This window comes from Sporosarcina sp. ACRSM, from assembly GCF_022346545.1.
In the GTDB taxonomy this organism is placed as follows: domain Bacteria; phylum Bacillota; class Bacilli; order Bacillales_A; family Planococcaceae; genus Sporosarcina.
On the sequence record NZ_JAKRNU010000020.1, the window covers coordinates 16,362 to 38,271 of the forward strand.

The 21,910-nt window shown below is 42.4% G+C and carries 20 protein-coding genes; 6 read left to right on the plus strand and 14 right to left on the minus strand.

All coding sequences use genetic code 11. The features are described from left to right. Position 1: 1 nt before the first annotated feature. The 7 genes from MHZ95_RS20430 to MHZ95_RS20460 form a co-directional block, all read right to left on the minus strand. Positions 2-982 (minus strand): ABC transporter ATP-binding protein, encoded by a 981-nt coding sequence (locus tag MHZ95_RS20430; protein ID WP_239392639.1) that lies wholly within the window; start codon positions 980-982, stop codon positions 2-4. Then, entirely contained in the window at positions 948-1,961 is a 1,014-nt protein-coding gene (locus tag MHZ95_RS20435) for an ABC transporter ATP-binding protein (RefSeq protein ID WP_239392640.1), read from the minus strand. The genes MHZ95_RS20430 and MHZ95_RS20435 overlap by 35 nt, the downstream gene beginning before the upstream one ends. Positions 1,962-1,985: 24 nt before the next feature. Continuing rightward, the gene (locus tag MHZ95_RS20440; protein ID WP_239392656.1) at positions 1,986-2,855 is read right to left on the minus strand and encodes an ABC transporter permease subunit; all 870 of its coding nucleotides are present in this window, start codon (positions 2,853-2,855) and stop codon (positions 1,986-1,988) included. 48 nt (positions 2,856-2,903) lie between these two features. Then, positions 2,904-3,824, minus strand: a complete 921-nt coding sequence (gene gsiC, locus MHZ95_RS20445; RefSeq protein WP_239392641.1) for a glutathione ABC transporter permease GsiC — start codon at positions 3,822-3,824, stop codon at positions 2,904-2,906. Positions 3,825-3,889: 65 nt separating this feature from the next. After that, positions 3,890-5,488 carry a glutathione ABC transporter substrate-binding protein gene (locus MHZ95_RS20450; protein WP_239392642.1) on the minus strand — a complete coding sequence of 533 codons (1,599 nt, stop codon included), beginning with the start codon at positions 5,486-5,488 and terminating at the stop codon, positions 3,890-3,892. A 41-nt stretch (positions 5,489-5,529) separates the two neighbouring features. Beyond that, entirely contained in the window at positions 5,530-6,540 is a 1,011-nt protein-coding gene (locus MHZ95_RS20455) for an asparaginase (RefSeq protein ID WP_239392643.1), read from the minus strand. A 541-nt stretch (positions 6,541-7,081) separates the two neighbouring features. Next, the gene (locus MHZ95_RS20460) at positions 7,082-8,476 is read right to left on the minus strand and encodes a catalase (protein ID WP_370643132.1); all 1,395 of its coding nucleotides are present in this window, start codon (positions 8,474-8,476) and stop codon (positions 7,082-7,084) included. A gap of 116 nt (positions 8,477-8,592) precedes the next feature. On the opposite strand from MHZ95_RS20460, the gene MHZ95_RS20465 reads away from it, so the two are divergent. The 3 genes from MHZ95_RS20465 (at position 8,593) to MHZ95_RS20475 (ending at position 10,297) form a co-directional block, all read left to right on the plus strand. Further along, complete coding sequence (locus MHZ95_RS20465; RefSeq protein WP_239392645.1) at positions 8,593-9,105, plus strand: methylated-DNA--[protein]-cysteine S-methyltransferase; 513 nt, start codon at positions 8,593-8,595, stop codon at positions 9,103-9,105. Between the two features lie 12 nt (positions 9,106-9,117). Beyond that, entirely contained in the window at positions 9,118-9,801 is a 684-nt protein-coding gene (locus tag MHZ95_RS20470; RefSeq protein WP_239392646.1) for a DNA alkylation repair protein, read from the plus strand. Positions 9,802-9,871: 70 nt separating this feature from the next. Continuing rightward, positions 9,872-10,297, plus strand: a complete 426-nt coding sequence (locus MHZ95_RS20475; protein WP_239392647.1) for a GatB/YqeY domain-containing protein — start codon at positions 9,872-9,874, stop codon at positions 10,295-10,297. Positions 10,298-10,372: 75 nt separating this feature from the next. Here the strand turns inward: MHZ95_RS20475 and MHZ95_RS20480 are convergent, their stop codons facing one another. The 7 genes from MHZ95_RS20480 to MHZ95_RS20510 all read right to left on the minus strand — a co-directional run bounded on the left by MHZ95_RS20480 (position 10,373) and on the right by MHZ95_RS20510 (position 19,935). Further along, positions 10,373-11,803, minus strand: coding sequence for a sodium:solute symporter family protein (locus tag MHZ95_RS20480; protein ID WP_239392648.1), 1,431 nt, complete (start codon positions 11,801-11,803; stop codon positions 10,373-10,375). A gap of 190 nt (positions 11,804-11,993) precedes the next feature. Then, on the minus strand, positions 11,994-12,971 hold the full coding sequence (gene speB / locus MHZ95_RS20485; protein WP_239392649.1) for an agmatinase: 978 nt from the start codon (positions 12,969-12,971) through the stop codon (positions 11,994-11,996). A 152-nt stretch (positions 12,972-13,123) separates the two neighbouring features. Beyond that, positions 13,124-14,533, minus strand: coding sequence for a sigma-54 interaction domain-containing protein (locus MHZ95_RS20490; RefSeq protein WP_239392650.1), 1,410 nt, complete (start codon positions 14,531-14,533; stop codon positions 13,124-13,126). A 258-nt stretch (positions 14,534-14,791) separates the two neighbouring features. Next, positions 14,792-15,997, minus strand: a complete 1,206-nt coding sequence (locus MHZ95_RS20495; protein ID WP_239392651.1) for a DUF3221 domain-containing protein — start codon at positions 15,995-15,997, stop codon at positions 14,792-14,794. A 191-nt stretch (positions 15,998-16,188) separates the two neighbouring features. Beyond that, positions 16,189-18,183 carry an iron ABC transporter permease gene (locus MHZ95_RS20500; RefSeq protein ID WP_239392652.1) on the minus strand — a complete coding sequence of 665 codons (1,995 nt, stop codon included), beginning with the start codon at positions 18,181-18,183 and terminating at the stop codon, positions 16,189-16,191. A 1-nt stretch (position 18,184) separates the two neighbouring features. After that, positions 18,185-19,159 carry an ABC transporter substrate-binding protein gene (locus MHZ95_RS20505; protein WP_239392653.1) on the minus strand — a complete coding sequence of 325 codons (975 nt, stop codon included), beginning with the start codon at positions 19,157-19,159 and terminating at the stop codon, positions 18,185-18,187. Positions 19,160-19,326: 167 nt separating this feature from the next. Beyond that, positions 19,327-19,935, minus strand: a complete 609-nt coding sequence (locus tag MHZ95_RS20510; protein ID WP_239392657.1) for a flavin reductase family protein — start codon at positions 19,933-19,935, stop codon at positions 19,327-19,329. Positions 19,936-20,219: 284 nt separating this feature from the next. On the opposite strand from MHZ95_RS20510, the gene MHZ95_RS20515 reads away from it, so the two are divergent. The 3 genes from MHZ95_RS20515 (at position 20,220) to MHZ95_RS20525 (ending at position 21,764) form a co-directional block, all read left to right on the plus strand. Continuing rightward, positions 20,220-20,702: a DUF2975 domain-containing protein gene (locus MHZ95_RS20515; protein ID WP_239392654.1), complete on the plus strand. Its 483-nt coding sequence runs from the start codon at positions 20,220-20,222 to the stop codon at positions 20,700-20,702. 10 nt (positions 20,703-20,712) lie between these two features. Continuing rightward, entirely contained in the window at positions 20,713-20,922 is a 210-nt protein-coding gene (locus tag MHZ95_RS20520; protein WP_239392655.1) for a helix-turn-helix domain-containing protein, read from the plus strand. Between the two features lie 74 nt (positions 20,923-20,996). Next, entirely contained in the window at positions 20,997-21,764 is a 768-nt protein-coding gene (locus tag MHZ95_RS20525; RefSeq protein WP_239392658.1) for a DUF817 domain-containing protein, read from the plus strand. Positions 21,765-21,910: the final 146 nt, after the last annotated feature.

Genomic DNA, 21,910 nt, shown 5'->3' on the forward strand with positions numbered 1-21,910 from the left:
ATTATTCCTTCTGCAACTCCTCTGCGTAATGACACGCTACAAAATGTCCATCCCTTAACTCCTTAAATTCCGGTACCTGCTCTTTGCATAATGATTGTGCAAAAGGACAACGCGTGTGGAATGTGCAACCAGAAGGAGGATTAGCAGGGCTCGGGATATCTCCCTTCAACAGAATTCTTTCTCTTTTTAAAGTGGGATCTGGAATTGGAACTGCACTTAATAATGCCTTCGTATAAGGGTGCAACGGACCTTGGAACAATTCGTCCCTATCCGCTAACTCAACCAATCTCCCTAAATACATAACCCCTACCCGATCAGAAATATGTTCAACCACGCTTAAATCATGGGCAATAAAAACATATGTCAACTTATACTGTTCTTGTAAATCTTTTAGTAAGTTTAGAATTTGAGATTGTATCGAAACATCCAACGCCGAAACCGGTTCGTCTGCAATGATCAATTTCGGATGTACTGCCAGCGCCCTTGCGATACCAATCCTTTGACGTTGACCTCCACTAAATTCATGAGGATAACGATCCGCATGATATTTATTGAGACCGACAACTTCCAGTAATTCAGCAATTCGTTCTGCCCGCTTTTCTTTTTCGAAGTTATGTACAATAAGGGGTTCTTCAATGATCTCCTTTACCGTCAGTCGGGGGTTCAGCGATGCGTATGGATCTTGGAACACCATTTGAAACTCTTTCCGATAAGGACGAATCTCGTCATCATTTAAATGCGTAATATCTTTTCCTTCGAAAATAATCTTACCTTCTGTGGCTTCTAATAACTTCATCAATACTCTGCCAGTTGTTGACTTTCCACAACCACTCTCGCCAACGATACTTAACGTTTCCCCTTCTTTTACTGCGAATGAAACGCCATCAACCGCTTTTACATAGTCCTGCTTTTTACTGAACAACTTTCTCTGCAACGGAAAATATTTTTTAACGTTGTGCACTTCCAACAAGTTCTGGCTCATCGTTCGGCACCTCCTCATGCAACCAGCATCGAACAGAATGCTTTGTAGAAACTTCTTTGTAAGCCGGTTCTTTTTCCCAACAAACCTCCATTGCCAATGGGCATCGAGGTGCAAATTTACATCCTTCAGGCATTCGCGTTGGAATTGGAACATTACCTGGAATCGATTGCAAGCGATCCACTCTTTCTCCCATTTTAGGAATCGAAGCTAATAGCCCTTGTGTGTAAGGGTGTTTCGGATTTGAAAAAATAGAGTAGACATCACTTTCTTCCACTGCACGACCTGCGTACATCACGACGACACGATCACACATTTCCGCAACGACACCCAAATCATGCGTGATAAGCAATATAGCCGTTTCCGCCGTTTTACTCAAATTCCGCATCAAATCCAGTATTTGTGCTTGGATGGTCACATCAAGTGCTGTTGTCGGTTCATCGGCAATTAAAATCTTTGGGTTACAAGCCATAGCCATTGCAATCATTACACGTTGGCGCATACCACCTGAAAGTTGGTGTGGAAATTCATCGACAATCGTATCCGGCCTTGAGATACCGACCGCTTTCAACATTTCAATCGCCCGTGCTCTGGCTTCTTTCTTACCGAATTTCAAATGCAATCGGATAGCCTCTTCCAGTTGACGCCCAATTTTGAAAACTGGATTTAAAGAAGTCATAGGTTCCTGGAAAATCATCGCAATGTCATTTCCACGAATTTCTCGCATCTGACTTTCGCTTACTTTAACCAAGTCTTGCCCATCATAGAGAATTTCCCCACCGGCGATTTGCCCCGGTGTATCTTTCAATAAGCGCATAATCGACAAGGATGTCACACTTTTTCCACTACCGGATTCTCCAACAATCCCAAGCGTTTCGCCTTTTGAAACGGCAAATGAAACCCCATCCACAGCTTTTACAACGCCAGCATCACTTTTAAAATGCGTTTGTAAGTTATTTACTTTCAACAATGGATTACCCATAAACACGACTCCTTTCCCCTATTATCAATCTTTTATTTTTGGATCGAGTGCATCGCGCAATCCGTCACCTAATAAGTTAAATACGAGTACGGTAAAAAATATCGCAAGCCCTGGAAATAGGGTAACATGTGGCGCTATATTCAAATAGTCCCGACCACCACTTAACATGGCTCCCCATTCAGGCGAAGGTGGTTGCGCCCCCAGCCCTAAGAAACTCAAACTGGCAGCTGTTAAAATGGCCGAGCCAATTCGCATTGTAAAATAAACGATAATACTAGAAATGGTACCTGGGAAAATATGCTTCCAAATGATACGTCGCGGTTGCGCACCAATCGATTTTGTCGCCTCCACATATAAGGTCGATTTCACAGCTAATGTTGAACTTCTAACAATCCGGGCAAACACCGGAATACTGAAAATCGCAACTGCAACGATGACGTTACCAAGACCAGGTCCTAAAATTGCGATAATACCAATTGCCAATAGTATACCAGGAAAAGCGAGTAAGACATCACAAATCCGCATGATGATCCGGTCAATCCACTTTCCATAGTAACCTGCTAACAACCCCAAAACCGTCCCACCGACGGCACCAAGTAAAACAGAAGACAAGCCAACAAATAAGGAAATTTGTGTCCCAGCAATAATCCGGCTGAAAATATCCCTACCATAGGCGTCCGTACCTGCCCAATGCTTGGCTGATGGACCTGAAAGAACATTTTCATAATCCGGTTCCGCAATGTCGTAAGGTGCAATAAATGGACCGACGACAGCAAGTATCATAAGGAACAGCACTAAAAAGAATGAGATAAACGCAAGTTTTTGTTTTTTGAACTTCCTCCAAAACTCAGAAAAAGGTGTTCGCGTCTTCATCTGTTCCGACGTCATTTGCATATACGCTTCTTTTTTGGACAGCTTTATTTCAACCACTTTGGTCCCTCCTTACTCATATCGGATCTGTGGATTTAGCACACCATATAACAGATCAACGATTAAATTTATTAAAATGAATTCTAAAGCAAAAATAAGCATCTCAGCTTGAATGACGGGATAATCCCGATAAGCCACTGAGTCGATGAGTAGTTTTCCTAAACCAGGCCAGCTGAATACGGTTTCAATAACAACAGATCCACCGAGTAAAAAACCAAATTGTAAGCCCGTCATCGTCACAACTGGGATCATCGCATTTCTTAAACCGTGTCCCCAAATAACGCTATGCTCATTTAACCCTTTCGATCTACCTGTACGAATATAATCTTCTTTCAATACATCCATTAAAGATGATCTTGTAAAGCGAGCAACGACCGCTGCAACACCGGTTCCAAGCGTAAAGGACGGAAGAATATAGCTTTTCCATGACTCCATTCCCCCGGTCGGGAACCAGCCAAGCGTGACGGCAAATAACTGAATGAGCATCAGTCCGAGCCAAAATGATGGCAAAGACAAACCTGAAACAGCACCAAACATCCCTAAATAATCTTGCCACTTATTTCTTTTGGTTGCGGAAACTACCCCAATGATCAATCCGACAACGACTGCCCAAACCATACTCCATACAGTTAACCAAAAAGTCGGCATAAAACGTTCGCCTATTTCCTCCGTAACCGGTCGTTTCGTCTTCAGTGATGTTCCTAAATCCCCTTGGAATAGATTGGTCATGTATGTAATGTATTGCTCATGCATTGGCTTATCCAAACCTAATTCTTTTCTCACTAGTTCCACGTCTTCAAGCGTTGCATCTTCTCCTGCAACGAGACGAGCTGGGTCACCAGGTATCATATGGACGAAAAGAAAGATGAGGATGGAGACCAATAACAAAATTGGTATGATCTCTAGTAGTCTCTTCACGAGAAAGCGAAGCATTGTCATCCCTCCAAGTTGGTGAAAAATAGAGCGCTATATGTTGAATATAGCGCTCATTCAAATGTTTATTCGACGATTTCAATTTCTGAAACACTTAGGGAGCCGTCCGGTAACAGATAAACTCCTTGTAAGTAGTTTTTCTTACCTGCCAATGTATTATCTGTTGATAAGAAAGCCCATGGCGCATCTTCCCATATGATATTTTGTGCTTCTTCATACGCTTGTCCACGTTTTTCCAAGTCCGCAGTTTGTAAGGCTGCTAGGATTGATTCATCCACTTTCGGATTGTCGTAATACGCTACGTTATAAGAGAATGGAGGGTAAGCTTCTGTTCCACCAAGAAGTGGACGCATCCCCCAATCCGCATCTCCTGTAGATGGTGACCATCCGGCATAATACAATTCAATTTCAGCATCCTCTGCATTTTGAACGGACCAAATTCTATCAGACAACGTACCCGCTTCCATCGGTACCACTTCTACTTCTACATTGATCTGCGCTAATTGTTGTTGCAAAAATTCCATTGCTTTGATTGCGCTGGAATTGTTACCGCCCCACAGTTTTGTTTTAAAGCCATTTTCATATCCAGCCTCTTTTAACAAGCTTTTTGCTTTTTCAAGATCGAATGCATATGCATCCTGTTTCGCATAAAACTGTACATCAGGCGCAATAACGGAATCCAGTACATTACCCTGGTTGTTCATCACAACTTTAATAAATGCTTCTTTGTTGATGGCATGATTTAATGCTTGTCTAACGCGCACATCATCATATGGTTTTTTCAGTGTATTCATCGCCATGTAACGAACAATAATAGAAGGGTTACTTTCCACTTCAATACCATTTTTCCCATTAATGTTTTCCACTTGTTCTGTTGGAACCGGGTAAATGAAGTCCGCTTCACCTGTTTGAAGCATCGCAATTCTCGATCCGTTTTCCGCTACCGGTTTGAAAGTAATTTTATCTACCTTCGGGAATCCCTCCAACCAGTAGTCTTCGTTTTTAACAATTTCTAGCCCTTCACTCGGTTTCCATTCCACAAATTTAAATGGACCTGTTCCTACTGGATTTCTCGCAACGTCATTACCAAACTCCTCTAACGCTTTCGGACTATGGATTAATCCCGCCGGGTGAGCGAATGTATTGATCATCGCTCCGAATGGCTCTGATAACGTAAACTTCACTTCGTATTCATCAATCACTTCCGTTTTTTCAATCAGGCTATAAAGGCTATGTCTCTTCAATCCACTTTCAGGATCTGCAAGTCGATCGAAATTCACTTTTACTGCTTCTGCATTAAAAGGTGTTCCGTCATGAAAGGTTACATTTTGACGTAACTTAAAGGTGAATTCCGTCGCATCATCATTGGCTAAATATTCTTCCGCCAAAACTGGAATGACGTTCATGTTTTTGTCAAATCCAACAAGCCCTTCAAGCATTGTCTTTTGAACAGATCCGGATAACGTATCATTGGTGTCATGCGGATCCATTCCTGTGAAGTTATCTTGCACTGCAATGACAATGTCTTTGCCTTCTTTTTTCGCTTTTTCTGTTTCTTTAGCCGAGTCTTTGCCATCGCTATCATTTGAAGCGCTTGAACAGCCCGCTAAAATGAGAACCATCGATAACGCTAGTAAAGATAGTACACTTAACGCTTTCTTCATCCCTAACTCCCCTTTGCTTTCTTGTTTTATGAAAATATGCATTACGCATTTTTCAACGAAAAAGTTGGACGTAATTGCCCAATGACTTCTTGTCTTGCATTTTTCAAACTTGGATAATGATAGTCTTGTAAAAGCTCAAGTTGTCTTTCCGTTAATAAGTTCAGCTGTTTTAACACTTCAACCGCAACAGGCGATGTAGCTCGGGCATTTCCATCTTCAATCTTGATAGCAATTCCGATACCGGTTTCTTTATCACCAATACAGTAAACGCCCTCCGCTCCAACTTTTCCGAACATACGGCCATCTTCAACGCGCATAAAGTCTGTACAGAAACGGTCTGTGCCCCCGACCATTTCCGGTGCAGCCATCATCGCAGCGGTAACTTGTTCAATGGCTTTTTTTCTGTTTTCCGGAAGGGTTTCCGGATTCGCCATTTTCGCAAAACTTAATGCAAGGTTTCTCAAAGGGATTCCGTGAACGGGAACTCCACAACCATCAATACCGATTTCAATTTCGTTAATGGGTATTTCAGAGAGATTGCTGATAACTTCTAAAATCCTTTTTTGAACGGGATGGTCGATCTGATAATAATCTTCCAAACTCTCTTCCATGAATTTTGCCGTTGCAAGCATGCCGCTGTGTTTACCGGAACAATTATTGAATTCCGGTGTAACTTCTTTACCTTCCTTCATCAACTTCTCATAAGCTTCTTGCCAACGTGGAGGATGTGTGCCGCATTTCAAACTGTCTGTTGTTAAACCTAATCGACTCAAAATCGCCAATACTCGGTCAGTATGTTGCGCTTCTCCACTGTGCGATGCACAAGCTAGCGAAAGGTCGGCTTGATCATATTGGTAAAAATCGGCAGCTCCAGTTTCAACAATTGGAACCGCTTGCAAAGGTTTCATCGACGATCGCGCAAACGTTACTCGATTCGGATCGCCATTGTAGTAGAGTAGTTTTCCTTCACTATTCACAATAGCAATATGCCCTAAGTGTGTACTTTCAATAATGCTGCCTCTTATTACGTCTACTAACTGTTCTTCCCCCATGATTACACCTCATATTATCTTTAATTTCTAATAACATTAACCCATAATCCAACATATTACAACACCTTTTTAAAAATAATTCGGAATACATGGAAACCTGACACTACACTGAAAGTCTAAAAAGACCGATAATAAGGGCTGTATTGTCTAAATAAGTTTTTGTGTTCCTAGATGACAAATAAAAGCGTCGCCCACCTGCCTAAACTTGAAATCTCTTGGCATCGACTTTTTAGCAACTCAAGCCTTCATCATGTTCCAGCAACAAAAAAGAGTTCCTGAACAACCTATTTTCGTTGCTTATTGAAAGAACGAATTCATTTTATTCAGCTCAGTGCCTGCAACTGATAATGTCTCTGTGATCTTTGTTTCTACACAGCAATCTCACACATTTAAACTTAATGCAACACAATATATAAAATGTGGTTGAAAGCACTTAAGTAAAATGGCGCTCCAATAGTCTAGTTGCCCCCATTCATAGTTATCTATAATTCGAGGTTTTATAATTTTCTTGACGACAAAAAAGACCGAACCCATAGTGGATTCAGCCTGAATGTTTATCGATTTCCCGAGCAACCCGCTCTCCCATTTCCGGCGATGCATTATACAGATAGGTTAAAACAATGCGCCGCGTTTCAGTAGATATGCCCGCAAGATCAGCGGAAAGATTATGAATCAAGTGGTCTTTTTGTACAGGGGAAAGGCCATGATAAAATTGGCCGGCTTGTGTAAAGTCATCCTGCTTCGGCAATCCGGACCGGACGAGATGACCTTCCACATATCTCCCTTTCCCACTCGTTACAAGAGAAGCTGGTGACCAATTTTTCTGATGGTTGATTGGTATTTTGCGGAAATCCGGTCCAAGTCGGTGACGCTGGGAATCCCAGTAAATATTGGCCCGCCCTTGTAGCATCTTGTCATCTGACAACTCGGCCCCTTCCAATAGATTCGCCGGGGAAAATGCCACTTTTTCTACTTGCTCCATATAATTTTCCGGATTCCGGTTCAATGTCAGGCGACCAACTGGTAAAAGGGGATACTGCCGTTCATCCCAAACCTTCGTATCATCCAATGGATCATAAGGAAGGATATCTGCATCATTCGGATTCATTAATTGTACATAGAGCCCATATTCAACAGGTTCTCCCTTTGCAATGGCATCATATAGGTCCTGACCTGCAATATCGGGATTTTTCCCATTCCACTGGGCGGCTTCTTGACTGTCGATATACTGCTCCCCCGCGTAAGGAATCCAGTGGTATTTTACAAAAGTACGAACGCCTTGCCCATTCCGCCACACAAAGGTGTTCACACTATGCCCCGGCATATGACGGAAGCTTTTCAATGTCCCCATATCCGAGTATAGCCGAACGACAAAATGGGTGGCCTCGGGCGCTCTTGCTATGAAGCTCCAAAACCGTTCGGGATCCATCAAGTTATTAACCGGGGAGGGTAATAAACCTTGAATAGCTTCTGGAAAGCGCATGGCATCCCGAACTAAAAATACAGGAATATGATTGCAAACCAAATCAAAAATACCTTCTCCTGTATAAAACTTGGTCGAAAACCCGCGCACATTGCGGGAAGTATCCGGAGTGCCTTTATTACTGACAGCAAGCGAAAAACGCACCGTCACCGGAACTTGCTGTCCTGACTGTTGTAAAAAGGAAAGCTTCGTATATTTGGCCATAGGATTGACAGTCTCAAAATATCCGAAAGCACCAAAGCCTTTCACATGCACCGGTCTTTCCAGTATTTTTGAATGAATAAACGTCTCCAATGTTTCATGCAAAACACTGTCCTGCTCTAACACAGGACCTCTTTCCCCTACAGTTTGCGAATGCATTTCCTGTGCACGATTGTTTCGACGCGTAGAAGAACCCGTTTCACGCCCCTTGTTATCTCTCATCACTCCTGCCTCCTGTACCCGCCAATTCATTCCCTCAGATACACTATTATTTATGTGGGACTTTATTGGATTATGAATCATGGAGAAAGAGCGGGTATACTGGAAATAGAAATGCCAACTAAAAATCCTATCGGAGGAACATGAAAATGGACCAAAACAATGAAAAAATTGTCTATTGGACATTGTTAAATCATGGACAATGGAAGATGTATATTGCCGCCACAGAAAAAGGGCTCTGTTATGTCGGGCCTCAAAATTCCCCTTTCGATGAGCTTGCTGCATGGACAAATAAACGACTTCCCGACCACCATCTAGTAGAAGATGAACTGACTGTGAAGCCCTATGCAGTTGAATTGATCGACTATATCGAAGGGAAACGCAAAGAATTCTCATTACCTTTGGATCTCCATGGCACTGTGTTTCAACAAACGGTCTGGAAAGCGTTGCAAGAAATACCGTACGGCCAAACGGTTTCCTACACAAACATTGCAGAAAGCATCCAAAAACCACAAGCAGTGCGTGCCGTCGGAACAGCAATTGGCGCCAATCCAGTTTTAATCATCGTCCCTTGTCATCGCGTCATTGGGAAAAATGGAAAATTGACAGGCTTTCGGGGCGGCTTGGACATGAAAAAGCAATTATTAGCATTGGAAAAATGATGAGGTGCAATGATGGAAAATAATTATCGTCAACAAATTTTCGAACTCATTGATGAAGATTATCAAAAGTTTGCCTCCAAGCTGATACCTACAATCGATAATGTTTTAGGGGTCCGGTTGCCGGCACTACGCAAAATTGCCAAGGAGATTGCCAAAAGTGATTGGCGTACGTATTTGGAAACCACCGAAAGTGAGTATTTTGAGGACGTCATGCTACAAGGAATGGTCCTTGGCTATGTAAAAGCGGATATCGAGGAAATTTTATCTTATATCACTGCATTTGTCCCTAAGATTGATAATTGGTCGGTTTGTGACAGCTTCTGCATTGGCTTGAAGTTTACAAAGGTCAATCAGGAACGTGTTTGGGAATACTTGCAGCCTTATTTATCTTCTGAAAAAGAATATGAAATACGATTCGGCGTTGTCATGCTCCTGAACTATTACATTGACGATGCCTATATTGACAAGGTCCTTCAATCGCTCGATCGGATCAAGCATGAAGGCTATTATGTGAAAATGGCGGTTGCGTGGGCCATTTCCATCTGTTACGTGAAACTCCCTGAACTGACGATGAGTTATTTGAACAAGAATACACTTGACGATTTCACCTATAATAAAGCCTTACAAAAAATCACAGAGTCTTACCGCGTCGACAAGGAAACAAAAGAACAAATTCGGAGTATGAAGCGCAAATAAATCATCATTTGTTGCTTTTCGCATATTCCTCTTTTATACTTTTAAACACTAAGTGGGAGGCGATCGAAAAATGTTAAAGACAACTGTATTCGAACAATTGAAAAAGGCCATGAGGGAAAAAGATACGCTTTCTAAAGGTGTACTAACCTTATTGAAGTCAGCGCTAGATCTTGCCGAAAAAGAAAAAGGTGAAGCCCTTTCAACCGAAGAAGAAACAGCCATCGTCAATCGGGAAATCAAGCAGACGAATCAGGCTCTAGAAGGTGCACAAAAAGCACAACGAGACGACTTGATCCAACAGGAAGAAGCAAAATTAGTACTGCTCAAAAGCTTCTTACCAAAACAACTGAGCGAAGACGAAATCGTAGCGCTATTGACAGAAGCCGGAATCACCAAAGGCATGAACATGGGTGAAGCCATGAAAATTGCAAAACCATTGCTTGCTGGGAAAACAGACGGTGGAACGATGTCGAAAGTTGTAAAAAGCTTAATTTGATTATGATAAAACGAACCTCACTGCTTTGGGAGGTTCGTTTTGTTTTAACAACATCCGTATTACAACCTATTCATATCACGAGTCAATCCGATCCACCCCGCTGCTAACATTCCCTTGGTAATCAGGGACTGATTGTTTCTGATATTGGCCAACCAGCGAAACAAGTACCATGACAACAACACTGGTTGCAATCCCATACAGGATAGGATTGGTCGATGATATCCCTTCGATAGCGAGGCCGGTCAGGATTGTGATGGTACTAGCGATAATCGAGTAAAAAGCAGCTTTCGCCGTCGCCTTTTTCCAGAAGAATCCAAGAATAACAGGTACAAAAACGGCCCCTGATAATACGGCATACGCCACGTCAAGAGCAACAAGTACATTTTGAATCCAAAGTGCGAAAACAATCGTTGCAATACCAATGATGGATGTAACAGTTCTTGAAAGAATCAGGAATTGTTTATCTTTGATGTTTTTGAAAAAGTAGGTTTTTAGGATATCATTCGTAATTAATGTAGAGGAAGCAAGTAATGTTCCTGATGCTGTGGACATCAAGGCCGAAATGACACCTGCGAGTACAAAGCCAAGAATACCGACTGGAAGCGTTTCTGTAGCCATGCTAGCGAAAGCATTTTGAGTGTCTTGGAGATTCGGCAGGACGATAAATGCACACATTCCGATTACACTTATAGCTAATCCATACAACAAGCTATAAATTCCGGCAAAGACAGTTCCCGTACGGGCAATTTTGATTGTTTTCGCAGTAAAAACACGTTGCCAAATGTCTTGAGCCACTACCATACCAAGCCCAAACAATAAGAAATAGTGAAATATTTGAGTTGAGCCGATTCCAGAAAGACTGAAATACGTATTTGGCAACTGAAGCGAAAGTTGACTCCAACCTCCTGCACTCGATATGCTCATGGGTAGCATGAAAACGAAAATTCCAATCGTCATGACTAAAAATTGAACGATATCCGTCATGGTAACCGACCACATGCCCCCGAGTATCGTATAAAAAAGAACGACTCCTCCGCCGACAAGCATCGATATAGTCAAATTCCAGCCAATCAATACGTTTAAAATTGTTCCCATTCCTATAACTTGAGTCACCGTCACCATCATCGCATAAATGGAAGCGACAAGAGCGCTGATTAATTGTGTCTGCGCATTAAAACGCTTCCCTAAAAATTCACTAATCGTCATTACTTTGAAATTTGTGATGCGTTTAATGAGAAAGAGACCAAGTAGCATGATGCCAAAGCCGAGCATGAATACAAGCCACATACCGGATAATCCATATTTGTAACCGAGTTGCGCCGATCCAATTGTGGAAGCGCCTCCAAGAATGACGGCCGTTAGACAGCCAAAATACATAAAAAACCCTAGATTTCTCCCGGCTAATATGTAGTCTTCCGCTGTCTTCGCCCTCCTGGATCCAATTATCCCCACCCCGACCAGCACAGCAAAATATCCAACCATTATTAAAACATCAATTATATTCACTGACTAACCACTCTCCATAGAATAGATTCTTGTCAATTACCGAGTTAGACGGCATGAAATAATCTCCATCGTCTAAGAGGATAACGCGAGTACGGTAAACAATTTTAAATATTCGGTCTTATAGATGTACAAGAATGATACATAGTAGATTATGTCTCATTCTTGTACGATTAGAAAATTGGTTTGTCATTCATTCGGATTGATTGGAAGCTGAATGTACTAACGACTGCAGACGCTTTTTCTTCAACGCTGTCAACGTAATCATTTCGTACATCACAGCAGATGCCAATGCAGCTGTAATTTCACTACTGTCATAAGTCGGTAGAACCTCCACTAAATCAAATCCAACAATGTCGAGTCCATCTAAACCTCTCACGTACTCTAGCGCTTCATAGCTTGTCGGTCCACCGACTTCAGGTGTACCCGTACCTGGAGCATACGCCGGATCAACAAAGTCAATATCATAAGAAACAAATACAGGTCGATCCCCAACACGAGATTGGATGCGTCGCATGACTTCTGCGAATCCAATCTCCCTCACTTCTTTCATCGGAATTACTTCAAAGCCTAATTTCCGAGCATCTTCTATATCATCCGGGCTATAAAGCGGACCACGCATCCCCACCTGAATCGAATGGTCAACATCCAGAAGCCCTTCTTCTACTGCACGGCGAAACGGTGTGCCATGCATATACTTTTCTCCGTAATAATCATCCCATGTATCACCATGAGAATCGAAATGAACAAGTGCAACCGGACCATATTTTTTGTGAAAAGCACGCAGGTTTCCTAGCGAAATGGAGTGGTCGCCCCCCATTATAATGGGAGTGATTCCTTTTTCCAGAATAGGCCCAAGTTCCGCAACCATGTTATCGTATGTACGATGGATATTCCCAGGGATGACATCAATATCCCCGTAGTCGACACCGGAACAGTATTCAAAAATATCAATATCCATATCCGGATTGTAAGGGCGAAGCAAGACTGAAGAATTACGTATATGTTGCGGGCCATATCGTTGTCCCGTTCTATTTGAAGCTGCTGTATCAAAAGGAACGCCTAATACAACAAAATCTACATGATCTGTCGTCTTAATTTGTTCTAATCTCATGAATGTACGTATACCACAAAAACGTGGTGATTTCGAAGAGTCTTTTGGTTGATACATCACAATTCCCCCAGTTTTCTAAAAATTTTTGCATCCAACTTTATAAATGCAAGAACTATGCCAAAGTGAAACATTAGAAAAACAGGGGGAAATCAGCAGAATCCTCATGCAATAACGCATTAACCCAATCGCCGTTAATGCCATTCTGCATTTTAATGCATTTTTGCATTAATACCGTATTTCTTAAGCTTCCTAACAACCGTTGACTGATTCACGCCAAGGTATTCCGCCATTTCATATGTAGTCTTATATTGTCTAATAGCTCGCTTCAACCAACGGATTTCAACTTCCTCCAGGGCTTCTTGCAAGGTGGCACCCCTTTCCTTCAGTTCCGCAATGTGTAAGTTACCCGTTCCTGGATGGCGTTCTTGTTGGATGTAAAAGGGTAATGAGTCAGGATAAATGGTTGTTGTCTCTGCCGTAATGACAAGCCTCTCTACCATATTCTGAAGCTCACGCACATTTCCCGGCCAATCATAAGCAACAAGTTCTTCTATGGTTGCCGCATGAAAAAACTTGCTCATCGCATTTTTTTCATTGAACGTTTGTAAATAATAATGCGAAAGCATCGCAATATCCTCTCTACGCTCTCTTAATGGAGGAATGGTTATGGATATCACGTTTAGTCTATAATAAAGGTCCTGTCGAAACTTCCCCTGTTTCACCATTTCCTCCAAGTTCCGGTTAGTCGAGGCTATTAATCGAAAATCAATGGTTTTTGATCTTATTCCCCCTACTCGAGTAATTTCTTTCTCTTGAAGCACTTTTAGCAACTTGGCCTGAACCGGGAGTGGGAGCTCTCCAATTTCATCGAGAAATAGCGTCCCTTTATCGGCAAGCTCAATGAGTCCCGGCTTTCCTTTTTGGTTAGCACCCGTAAACGAACCTGCTTCGTAGCCAAACATTTCGGATTCGAATAAGGACTCTGGAATCGCCCCGCAATTCACCTCAATAAACGTTTCGTTTTGTCGCTGACTTCCTTTATGAAGCGCCCGGGCAAATACGGTTTTTCCTACTCCGGATTCTCCTAGAAAGACAACTGAAGCATCAGACTTTGCCACTCGCTGTACAAGTTGCCACACTCTCTGTATAGACTTACTTTGGATGACCATATTTTCCAGGCCATGGTCTTTTTCTCTCAGTTCTTGAATTTCCGATTGATACCTTTCCATTTTTGTTCGTAATTCTTCGTAGTCCTCTTTTAAATGTTGAAGTTCTGTTAAGTCGTGTGAAAAGCTAATAACTCGAATAATCTCACCTGCTTCATCAAAGACCGGAATCCCTGTTGCCATGACCGATCGTTCGGTTGCAGTATGCTGCATTACCTGTACTTCCTTACGCTCTTCCAATACCTTTTTGGTTACAGAAGGTGAAAATACATTTTCCGCTTCAAGTTCAGTCACCGACTTCCCGATCAAGGACAAAGGATCCGCTCCATAAATGCCATTGCTATTGGGACTAGCCCTTAACACGACCCCTTTTCCATCCGTAATGACAATGTTATCTTTTGATGCTCTTACTAGAGCATCAAGCTCAAGCTCTAACATTTCAAGCTTTTCCATATAATCACCTATCTTTCTTTAAATGTTCATTGCCTGTTTAAGACATTCTGGCAATTGGCATTCTATTTACAGCGTCTATCGTCCTCGCCATATGTCCCTATTCCAAAAACCTAAAAAATCAAACGATTGAGTATTCTATTATTTATCATACTTGAATTCTCAAGGAAAGTTTATATTGTGACAGAAAAACCCTCACTTTCTATAACTGTAGAATTGAAAAGTACCGGGTTCCAAATCAAGCTCGGAACCCGGTACTTTTCATTCATCTCTGATTTCCATTTCATCGTCCTGTTCACCTTGCTTGACCTCAACTTTCCAAACAGCTTTTTCTTCATCAAACGCAATAGAGCGAATGATCATCCAGCCGTCTGACTTCTTTTTTGTAATTTCAATCACTTTTTCAATCACTTCTGATTCTGAGAGCTTCGCATTTTTCGGCTTGTACTCAGGAAGCACTTCTACATACTTCGCGCTCCCTTGTCCCGGATAAGAATGCAAAATAAAACCAGTAACCTCCACCTTAACCCGCTGACCCACTTTTAACTCTTCGGCTGCATTTGGATATGTGAAAAACACCGCATCATAAAAATCTTCCCCGCTCCCATTCGAATTGAAATTCTTTGGCATTGTGTCGACAACAAGCATTTTTTCATTATCAACCTGCATAACGTACGTCCCTTCCTTCGAAGGAGTTTCCGTAAATGGCCGATCTGGGTACGTCGTTGTTGGCTCGCCAGGTTCCGCAACTAGTCTTCCTTGCTGTTCGAAATGAATGGTGTAACCTGCAAACTGTTTTCTCAGATCCGCCTGTTGTTCTTCTTTTAAGAAGTCATGAGCAATTTCAATATTGCCTGTCTTCGTATCTGTAGAAATACCAAACGATCCGCGTCCGGATTGCATCGGCTTAAGTGCATTCAACACGTCCTCTTGCAAGAGCTCCAAGTCCATTTCCGCGTAATCGCTACGATAAAAATAAATCGGCTTCGCTAGAATCTCTCCGGCATCCACTTTCGCTTGTAATATTTTTTGCAATTCATCAAGACGGTCATCAGGTTCTTTTATTCCAATCCAAACGCCAGACTGTTCCGCACCTTGGGACTGATTTTCTATAAATAAAACGCCTTCTTTTCGGAATGCTCCATGACTACCATATACTGTTTCGATCGCGTCTGACACGGCTAAAGCTTCAATTGATTGAACTGCCATATCTTCCTCAAGTTCCACCGATGGCTCACCGTAGAACCCACTTTTAAAATCATCACTTTCCAGTTGTTTCTTTGCCGCTGCGTCCCGTATTGGCGTTTCGGTCGCCGTCTGCTCAAGTTCTGCAATAATTTCTCGCTCACTGACAGCTTTTTTATTGCTCTGTAATGTAAGGTGTTCCTGATCATTTTCAGCGGTTCCACATGCGGCAAAAAAGATTGAAACGCTTGCAATCAGTACGAATCCCATTCTTTTCTTCATTTCTTCGCCCCCCTCTAACTTATATTGAGTTAGTCGGCTTGGAAGTTGTTTAGTTTCATCTACATACTTTTTAAAGAGTCCGATATAATCGTGGTTTTACCGCATTTGAATACCTCTCCCATATCAATCAAAAAAGCACCGTGCTGTAGGACAATCCAACATTGCCCTGCGACACGGTACACTTTCAATGCCTATCTTACTTTCACTTGCCCACTTTTCTTTAATAAATACAGCAAATATGGTGCACCGACTATGGAAACGAGTAAGCCGGCCGGAACCTCGTTGGGTGCCAGTACATAACGTCCTAAAAAATCTGCCGCCAATAACAGCATGCCACCAAGCAAAATACTGACCGGGAAAACGGCTTGGTGCTTGATGCCAACAATCCGCCTCGCGGCATGCGGAGCGAGCAAACCGATAAAACCGATCGTTCCGACAATCGAAACGCTGATCGCGGAGATGATCACTCCAACAATAATCATCCATAAACGGAGTCTGCTTGTATGGATACCAAAACCGATCGCCACTTCTTCCCCGAAAATTAACGCATCATACGTCCTTGAGAAATAATAAATAAGTGGCAATAAAATAATGCCCGTGACAAGCGCCATCCATACATGATCCCATGAACTCCCATACGTACTCCCAGACAGCCATGTCAATGCTTGTGCTGCATACAGTTTGGATTTAACCATGAGGATTTGAATGATTGCGGAACAGACAGCCGAGATTGAAACGCCGATTAATAGAAGCGTAACAGGCTGAAAACCGCCTCGGGAACTACAGGTCAGAATGAGTCCCATCACGACAAAAGCCCCTGCAACTGCACCGATCGGTACAAATAAATACGCTAAACCCGGAAACAGAATCATGAACAGCATCGCCGTCATCCCTGCACCGGAGGTCACCCCTAACACGGATGCATCTGCAAGCGGATTTCGCAAAACCGATTGAAACAGAACGCCTCCGGCAGCCATAAGCATCCCTACCAAGAAACTGACGAGAATACGCGGTACGCGGAAATTCCATACGTATGCATTATGCGCGAGCTCTTGTCCAAGCAAATGAAACGGCGTAAATTCGGTCCCGCCAAACCGCAAACTGACGACAAATAGACAAATGGTGATAATCAATAAGACACCATAAACGAGTCCCTTTTTCGGAAATAAAACATGCCCGCCCAATGGAGAGGATTTCCCCCGGACGGAACGCCCCATTTTCATCGCTAAATATACAATACAAGGACCGCCAATAAGAGCAGTCATAGCGCCAACCGGTAATTCCGATGTCTGAGAAATAATCCGTACCAATATATCCGCACTAACGAGAAGCAAAGCCCCCACAACAATATTGCCTAGGATCATGGAAAAATGTAACCGCAATCCGAGTAACCGAACGACATGGGGAGCGATAATACCGACAAAACCGATCGGCCCGACTACCGCGACTGTAATAGCCGCTAGGAAAATGGCGGCTAGCCAACCGACGAGCTTGATCAACCCGACCTTTTCACCAATTCCAATCGCGGCCTCCTCATTCAATAATAAAACATCCAGTTTACGACTAATCGCCAGCGTAATGAGGAGCACGATGCCAATCCATGGCCATGCAAATTGAACGCCTGACCAATCTAATTGAAGCAAAGTCCCCGATCCCCATAAAAACAAACCTGATGCTTCATTTGCAAATAGCAGTTGCAAAGCAGCTGTGAAGGACGCAAAAAGCATGCTCACAATCATTCCTGTTAAAGCGACCCGTACGGGATCCAGCGTCTTCCCGACTAAACCCCATACGAGCATCGCAGCCACCAACCCGCCTCCAAAAGCAAGGAATAAAGGGTGCTTTCCACTGAGATGCGGAAAGAAAACCGCGAAAGCTACCACAAAGAAATAAGCTCCCGAATGAATCCCTAATGTACTTGCACTTGCCAGCGGGTTCTTTGTCATCGTTTGCATGAGCATTCCTGCAACCGCTAAGGAAGAGCCCGCCAAACATCCGATGACAAATCGCGGCAAACGGCTATGCAGCAGAAAATTTTGTTGCTGCTCATCGTGCCAAAGCCGCTGCCAAAAGTTAAAATACCCAGCAGAAGCTTGGCCTTGGCTGACATGAATCGTCCCTAATAAAATAAAGAGCAAACAACCTAAAAAACCGATCGTAATGAATTTTCGTTTGTCATTCTTCATGTTATTTTTGCAATGCACGTAGTAAATTATCCACTAATGTCTCCATCGATAATACGCCCCCAAATGTCCATGTATCTCCACCGATATCATAGAGTTGCTCATTTTTGACGAAGGCTAATTCATTCCAAGCTTTATTGTTTTGCAAGTTATCGAATAGCGGGTCATCCTGTTGAACAGCATGAATGAAAAGTGCATCTTCATAATTTGAAACCCCTTCGACGTTGGCGTCAATAAAGCCCCAAGGTGCATCTGTATTGTCTTTAATCACATTTTCCAAACCTACTTTTTCAAGCACATGACTCACCATGGAGTTTTTCGTGAACAAACGGAAAGTTGGTGCTTGGTTGACTGTATAGGCTTGTGTGAACAAGAACTCCCTAGTTGGTAAATTGAGCTCATCGATTTTTTTCGCAGCTTCTGCATATTTCTCATCTAATCGTTGGATGAGTTGTTCCGCTTCTGCTTCTTTACCTAGCAGTTTTGCAGTCGTCTTAAACGAATCAAATGTGTTTTGGTACAAATCTTTCGTCACTTCTGGCGAAACCGTGTCATAGAAAATAGTCGGTGCAATTTTTGTAAGTTGATCTTGAATGGCGCCATGGTTACTGGACAGTGTAATGATCACGTCCGGATTTAGTTTGGCGATTTCTTCTAAATTCGGCTCTTGGCGAGTCCCGACATCTACAACATCGTCCGCAATAGATTCACTAATTTTCACCCATTTGTTAAACCCTTCAATATCCGCCATGCCAACGGGTTGAACGCCTAATGCAAGCAGTTCCTCCGCAAAGTTCCATTCCAAAACGACAATCCGTTCAGGTACTTTGTCAAATGTCTCGGTTCCCAATGCATGGGTGATTTCTATTTTTTCATTCGTCTCGCTTTGATTCGAATTCGTTTGACCACTTTTCCCTTTTTCTGCACATCCTCCTAAAACGAATAGGAGTGCCAGCATTGCAAATATAAACTTCTTCATCTTTATTTTCCTCCGCTCTTCATTTCATTAAGAATGAGAATCAATCTCAACTAATTATATTCTACTTGATTGCCATTCTCAATAAAATTTTTAAGTAATTTTCTGACCAACATAAAAAGCGCCCCATTCTAAAACAATTTTGCATTGTTTAGAACGTAGCGCTTCTCTTATTTCGGTCTATTGATTGAAAAAACTTCACCGATTTCCGCATAATCATGCCCAGCTAACCTGCTGACGGCAGCCAACCCTCTCGGATCAATTCTCCCCTTTTCATAAATGTCACTGTCTATATGGAATTGCACGATCTTGCCGATGATCAAATCACAGCTAGGAGAATCCAAATCTCCCAATTCCAAGGTATGCTCTACGACACACTCCATCCGAATTTTGGCTTCCTTGACCCCTGGAACAGCAACTTTCAAACTCTCGATGGGCGTCAATTTTGCCAGTTCAACTTCACTTCGATCAGGCGGGAGAGTGGCGGCTGTTTCATTGACCTGTCCAACATTTTGTTCGTCCACAATATGGACGACGAATTCTTTGGATGCGAGAATATTTCTCGCTGTATCCTTTTGATTTCCCTCCAATCGTTGGATCGACAATGAAATTAGCGGCGGATTGGCGGATACAATATTAAAATAACTAAACGGTGCCCCATTCACTACCCCATCCTTGGAAAGAGTCGTAACGAAAGCGATTGGCCTTGGAATAATACTCCCTATCAAAAACTTATAATTTTCTCTTTCGGTCTGTTGAGCCGGATCAATCGAAAGCATTGCAACCATTCCTTTCTATTGTCCTCTGTCTGAGGGAATTCATATTAGGTCCATTATATCTCTCATACCTCTACATAATCAGCGAGGAATGAACCTTTCATTTTATCTCCAATTCGAGATAATTGTATAGGAAAACTGTTAGAGTTGTCTATCTTTTTGTATACACTCTATGCTGCTCCCTTCTCATGACAACAAAAATTTTACCCTTTTCAATATTTTTTTATTGTAAAACGATAAAATACGTGTTAAATTCAATTTAACAATAAATCAGCGAGGTGCTTTTTATGAAACAAGGAACAACCCTATTTTTAAAAATAGCCGTTATTCTTATCGGACTCCCCATTCTTGCTTTGTGCGTCTTTTTGGTGCCCGAGCTTGCGAATTTTGCAGCGGAATTGTATCCAGACATCGCCTTAATGAAATATTACGTTTATCTTGATCTGTATGCAGCAGCGATCCCTTTTTATATTGCACTGTATCAAGCATTTAAACTGCTAAGCTATATTGACAAGAATAAAGCCTTCTCGGCATTATCGGTAAAAGCTTTAAGGAATATAAAACGCTGTGCAATCGCAATTAGCATTATCTATGTCCTCGGCATGCCCCTCTTTTATCTCATAGCGGAGGTAGACGATGCCCCTGGATTCATCGTCATCGGGATGGTCATTATTTTTGCTTCAATGGTCATTGCGGTCTTTGCTGCGGCCCTCCAAAAACTATTACAAGAAGCAATTGAAATAAAATCAGAAAATGATTTAACGGTCTGAGGTGAAAACAATGGCGATTATCATTCATATTGACGTAATGCTGGCTAAACGGAAAATGAGCGTCACCGAACTTTCAGAGAAGGTTGGCATCACGATGGCCAATCTTTCCATATTGAAAAATGGAAAGGCGAAGGCCATTCGATTATCTACTTTAGAAGCGATTTGCAAGGCTTTAGACTGCCAACCCGGCGATATTTTAGAATACAGAAGTGATGATTGAGAAATCGAGGTGACTGACACATGCAAGTAACGATCCAGAATGATTCTCAGAAAAAAACGTTGAAAGTACGAATGTTGAGCGCGCTCAAACAACTTGTTCGTTTTGGTTGGGAACAGGCTCTATCCTGCTTGTTCCCTGTCGTTATTTTTGCCTCTTTAGCTTTGACTAAAGTCATGCCCCTTCCGTTCCTGCCGCGGTATGATTGGCTGCTCATCATTTGCCTCCTCATGCAGTGGTGGATGGTACATTCTGGGCTTGAAACACGGGATGAACTAAAGGTAATCACCTTATTTCACTTGATTGGACTCGCCCTTGAAATTTTCAAAACACATATGGGCTCCTGGTCTTATCCGGAGGAAGGTTACTTCAAAATTTTCGGTGTCCCTTTGTACAGCGGATTCATGTATGCAAGTGTGGCAAGTTATCTTTGCCAGGCATGGAGAAGGTTGAATGTCGACCTAGTGAAGTGGCCGCCCTTTTTGGTAGTGGTCCCTCTTACAGCAGCGATTTATTTGAATTTTTTCACCCACCATTATTGGATTGACATTCGTTGGTGGTTAGCTGCACTTGTCATAATTGTCTTTTGGCGATCATGGGTCACATACGAAGTAAATGGAAAATGTTATCGTATGCCACTTGCATTTTCTTTTATACTAATCGGATTTTTTATATGGATTGCCGAAAATATCGCAACGTTCTTTGGTGCTTGGGAATATCCAAACCAAACCGCTGCATGGAGTCTTGTCCATCTAGGTAAAGTAAGTTCATGGGTTTTATTAGTCATTGTCAGCTTTCTGATTGTCGCGACGTTGAAGCTAGTGAAAGGAAAAAAGGAATTGTAAAAGATAATTTCATGAACCTCCCCCACTTAAAACGTTCCGTTTTTGAAGTGGGGGTTTCCTACCAAATGAATGGAAATGCTCCAGCAAAGAATGTGGGTGGCACGTTCTTTTTACGGGAATTCGTAGGAGTCGGTTTCATTCACTAC

Excerpts from the sequence above, each read along its gene's own strand:
- MHZ95_RS20430 (WP_239392639.1), bottom strand. The coding sequence starts at position 982 with ATGAGCCAGAACTTGTTGGAAGTGCACAACGTTAAAAAATATTTTCCG.
- MHZ95_RS20435 (WP_239392640.1), bottom strand. The coding sequence starts at position 1,961 with ATGGGTAATCCATTGTTGAAAGTAAATAACTTACAAACGCATTTTAAA.
- MHZ95_RS20440 (WP_239392656.1), bottom strand. The coding sequence starts at position 2,855 with ATGCAAATGACGTCGGAACAGATGAAGACGCGAACACCTTTTTCTGAG.
- gsiC (WP_239392641.1), bottom strand. The coding sequence starts at position 3,824 with ATGCTTCGCTTTCTCGTGAAGAGACTACTAGAGATCATACCAATTTTG.
- MHZ95_RS20450 (WP_239392642.1), bottom strand. The coding sequence starts at position 5,488 with ATGAAGAAAGCGTTAAGTGTACTATCTTTACTAGCGTTATCGATGGTT.
- MHZ95_RS20455 (WP_239392643.1), bottom strand. The coding sequence starts at position 6,540 with ATGGGGGAAGAACAGTTAGTAGACGTAATAAGAGGCAGCATTATTGAA.
- MHZ95_RS20460 (WP_370643132.1), bottom strand. The coding sequence starts at position 8,476 with ATGAATTGGCGGGTACAGGAGGCAGGAGTGATGAGAGATAACAAGGGG.
- MHZ95_RS20465 (WP_239392645.1), top strand. The coding sequence starts at position 8,593 with ATGGACCAAAACAATGAAAAAATTGTCTATTGGACATTGTTAAATCAT.
- MHZ95_RS20470 (WP_239392646.1), top strand. The coding sequence starts at position 9,118 with ATGGAAAATAATTATCGTCAACAAATTTTCGAACTCATTGATGAAGAT.
- MHZ95_RS20475 (WP_239392647.1), top strand. The coding sequence starts at position 9,872 with ATGTTAAAGACAACTGTATTCGAACAATTGAAAAAGGCCATGAGGGAA.
- speB (WP_239392649.1), bottom strand. The coding sequence starts at position 12,971 with ATGTATCAACCAAAAGACTCTTCGAAATCACCACGTTTTTGTGGTATA.
- MHZ95_RS20490 (WP_239392650.1), bottom strand. The coding sequence starts at position 14,533 with ATGGAAAAGCTTGAAATGTTAGAGCTTGAGCTTGATGCTCTAGTAAGA.
- MHZ95_RS20495 (WP_239392651.1), bottom strand. The coding sequence starts at position 15,997 with ATGAAGAAAAGAATGGGATTCGTACTGATTGCAAGCGTTTCAATCTTT.
- MHZ95_RS20500 (WP_239392652.1), bottom strand. The coding sequence starts at position 18,183 with ATGAAGAATGACAAACGAAAATTCATTACGATCGGTTTTTTAGGTTGT.
- MHZ95_RS20505 (WP_239392653.1), bottom strand. The coding sequence starts at position 19,159 with ATGAAGAAGTTTATATTTGCAATGCTGGCACTCCTATTCGTTTTAGGA.
- MHZ95_RS20510 (WP_239392657.1), bottom strand. The coding sequence starts at position 19,935 with ATGCTTTCGATTGATCCGGCTCAACAGACCGAAAGAGAAAATTATAAG.
- MHZ95_RS20515 (WP_239392654.1), top strand. The coding sequence starts at position 20,220 with ATGAAACAAGGAACAACCCTATTTTTAAAAATAGCCGTTATTCTTATC.
- MHZ95_RS20520 (WP_239392655.1), top strand. The coding sequence starts at position 20,713 with ATGGCGATTATCATTCATATTGACGTAATGCTGGCTAAACGGAAAATG.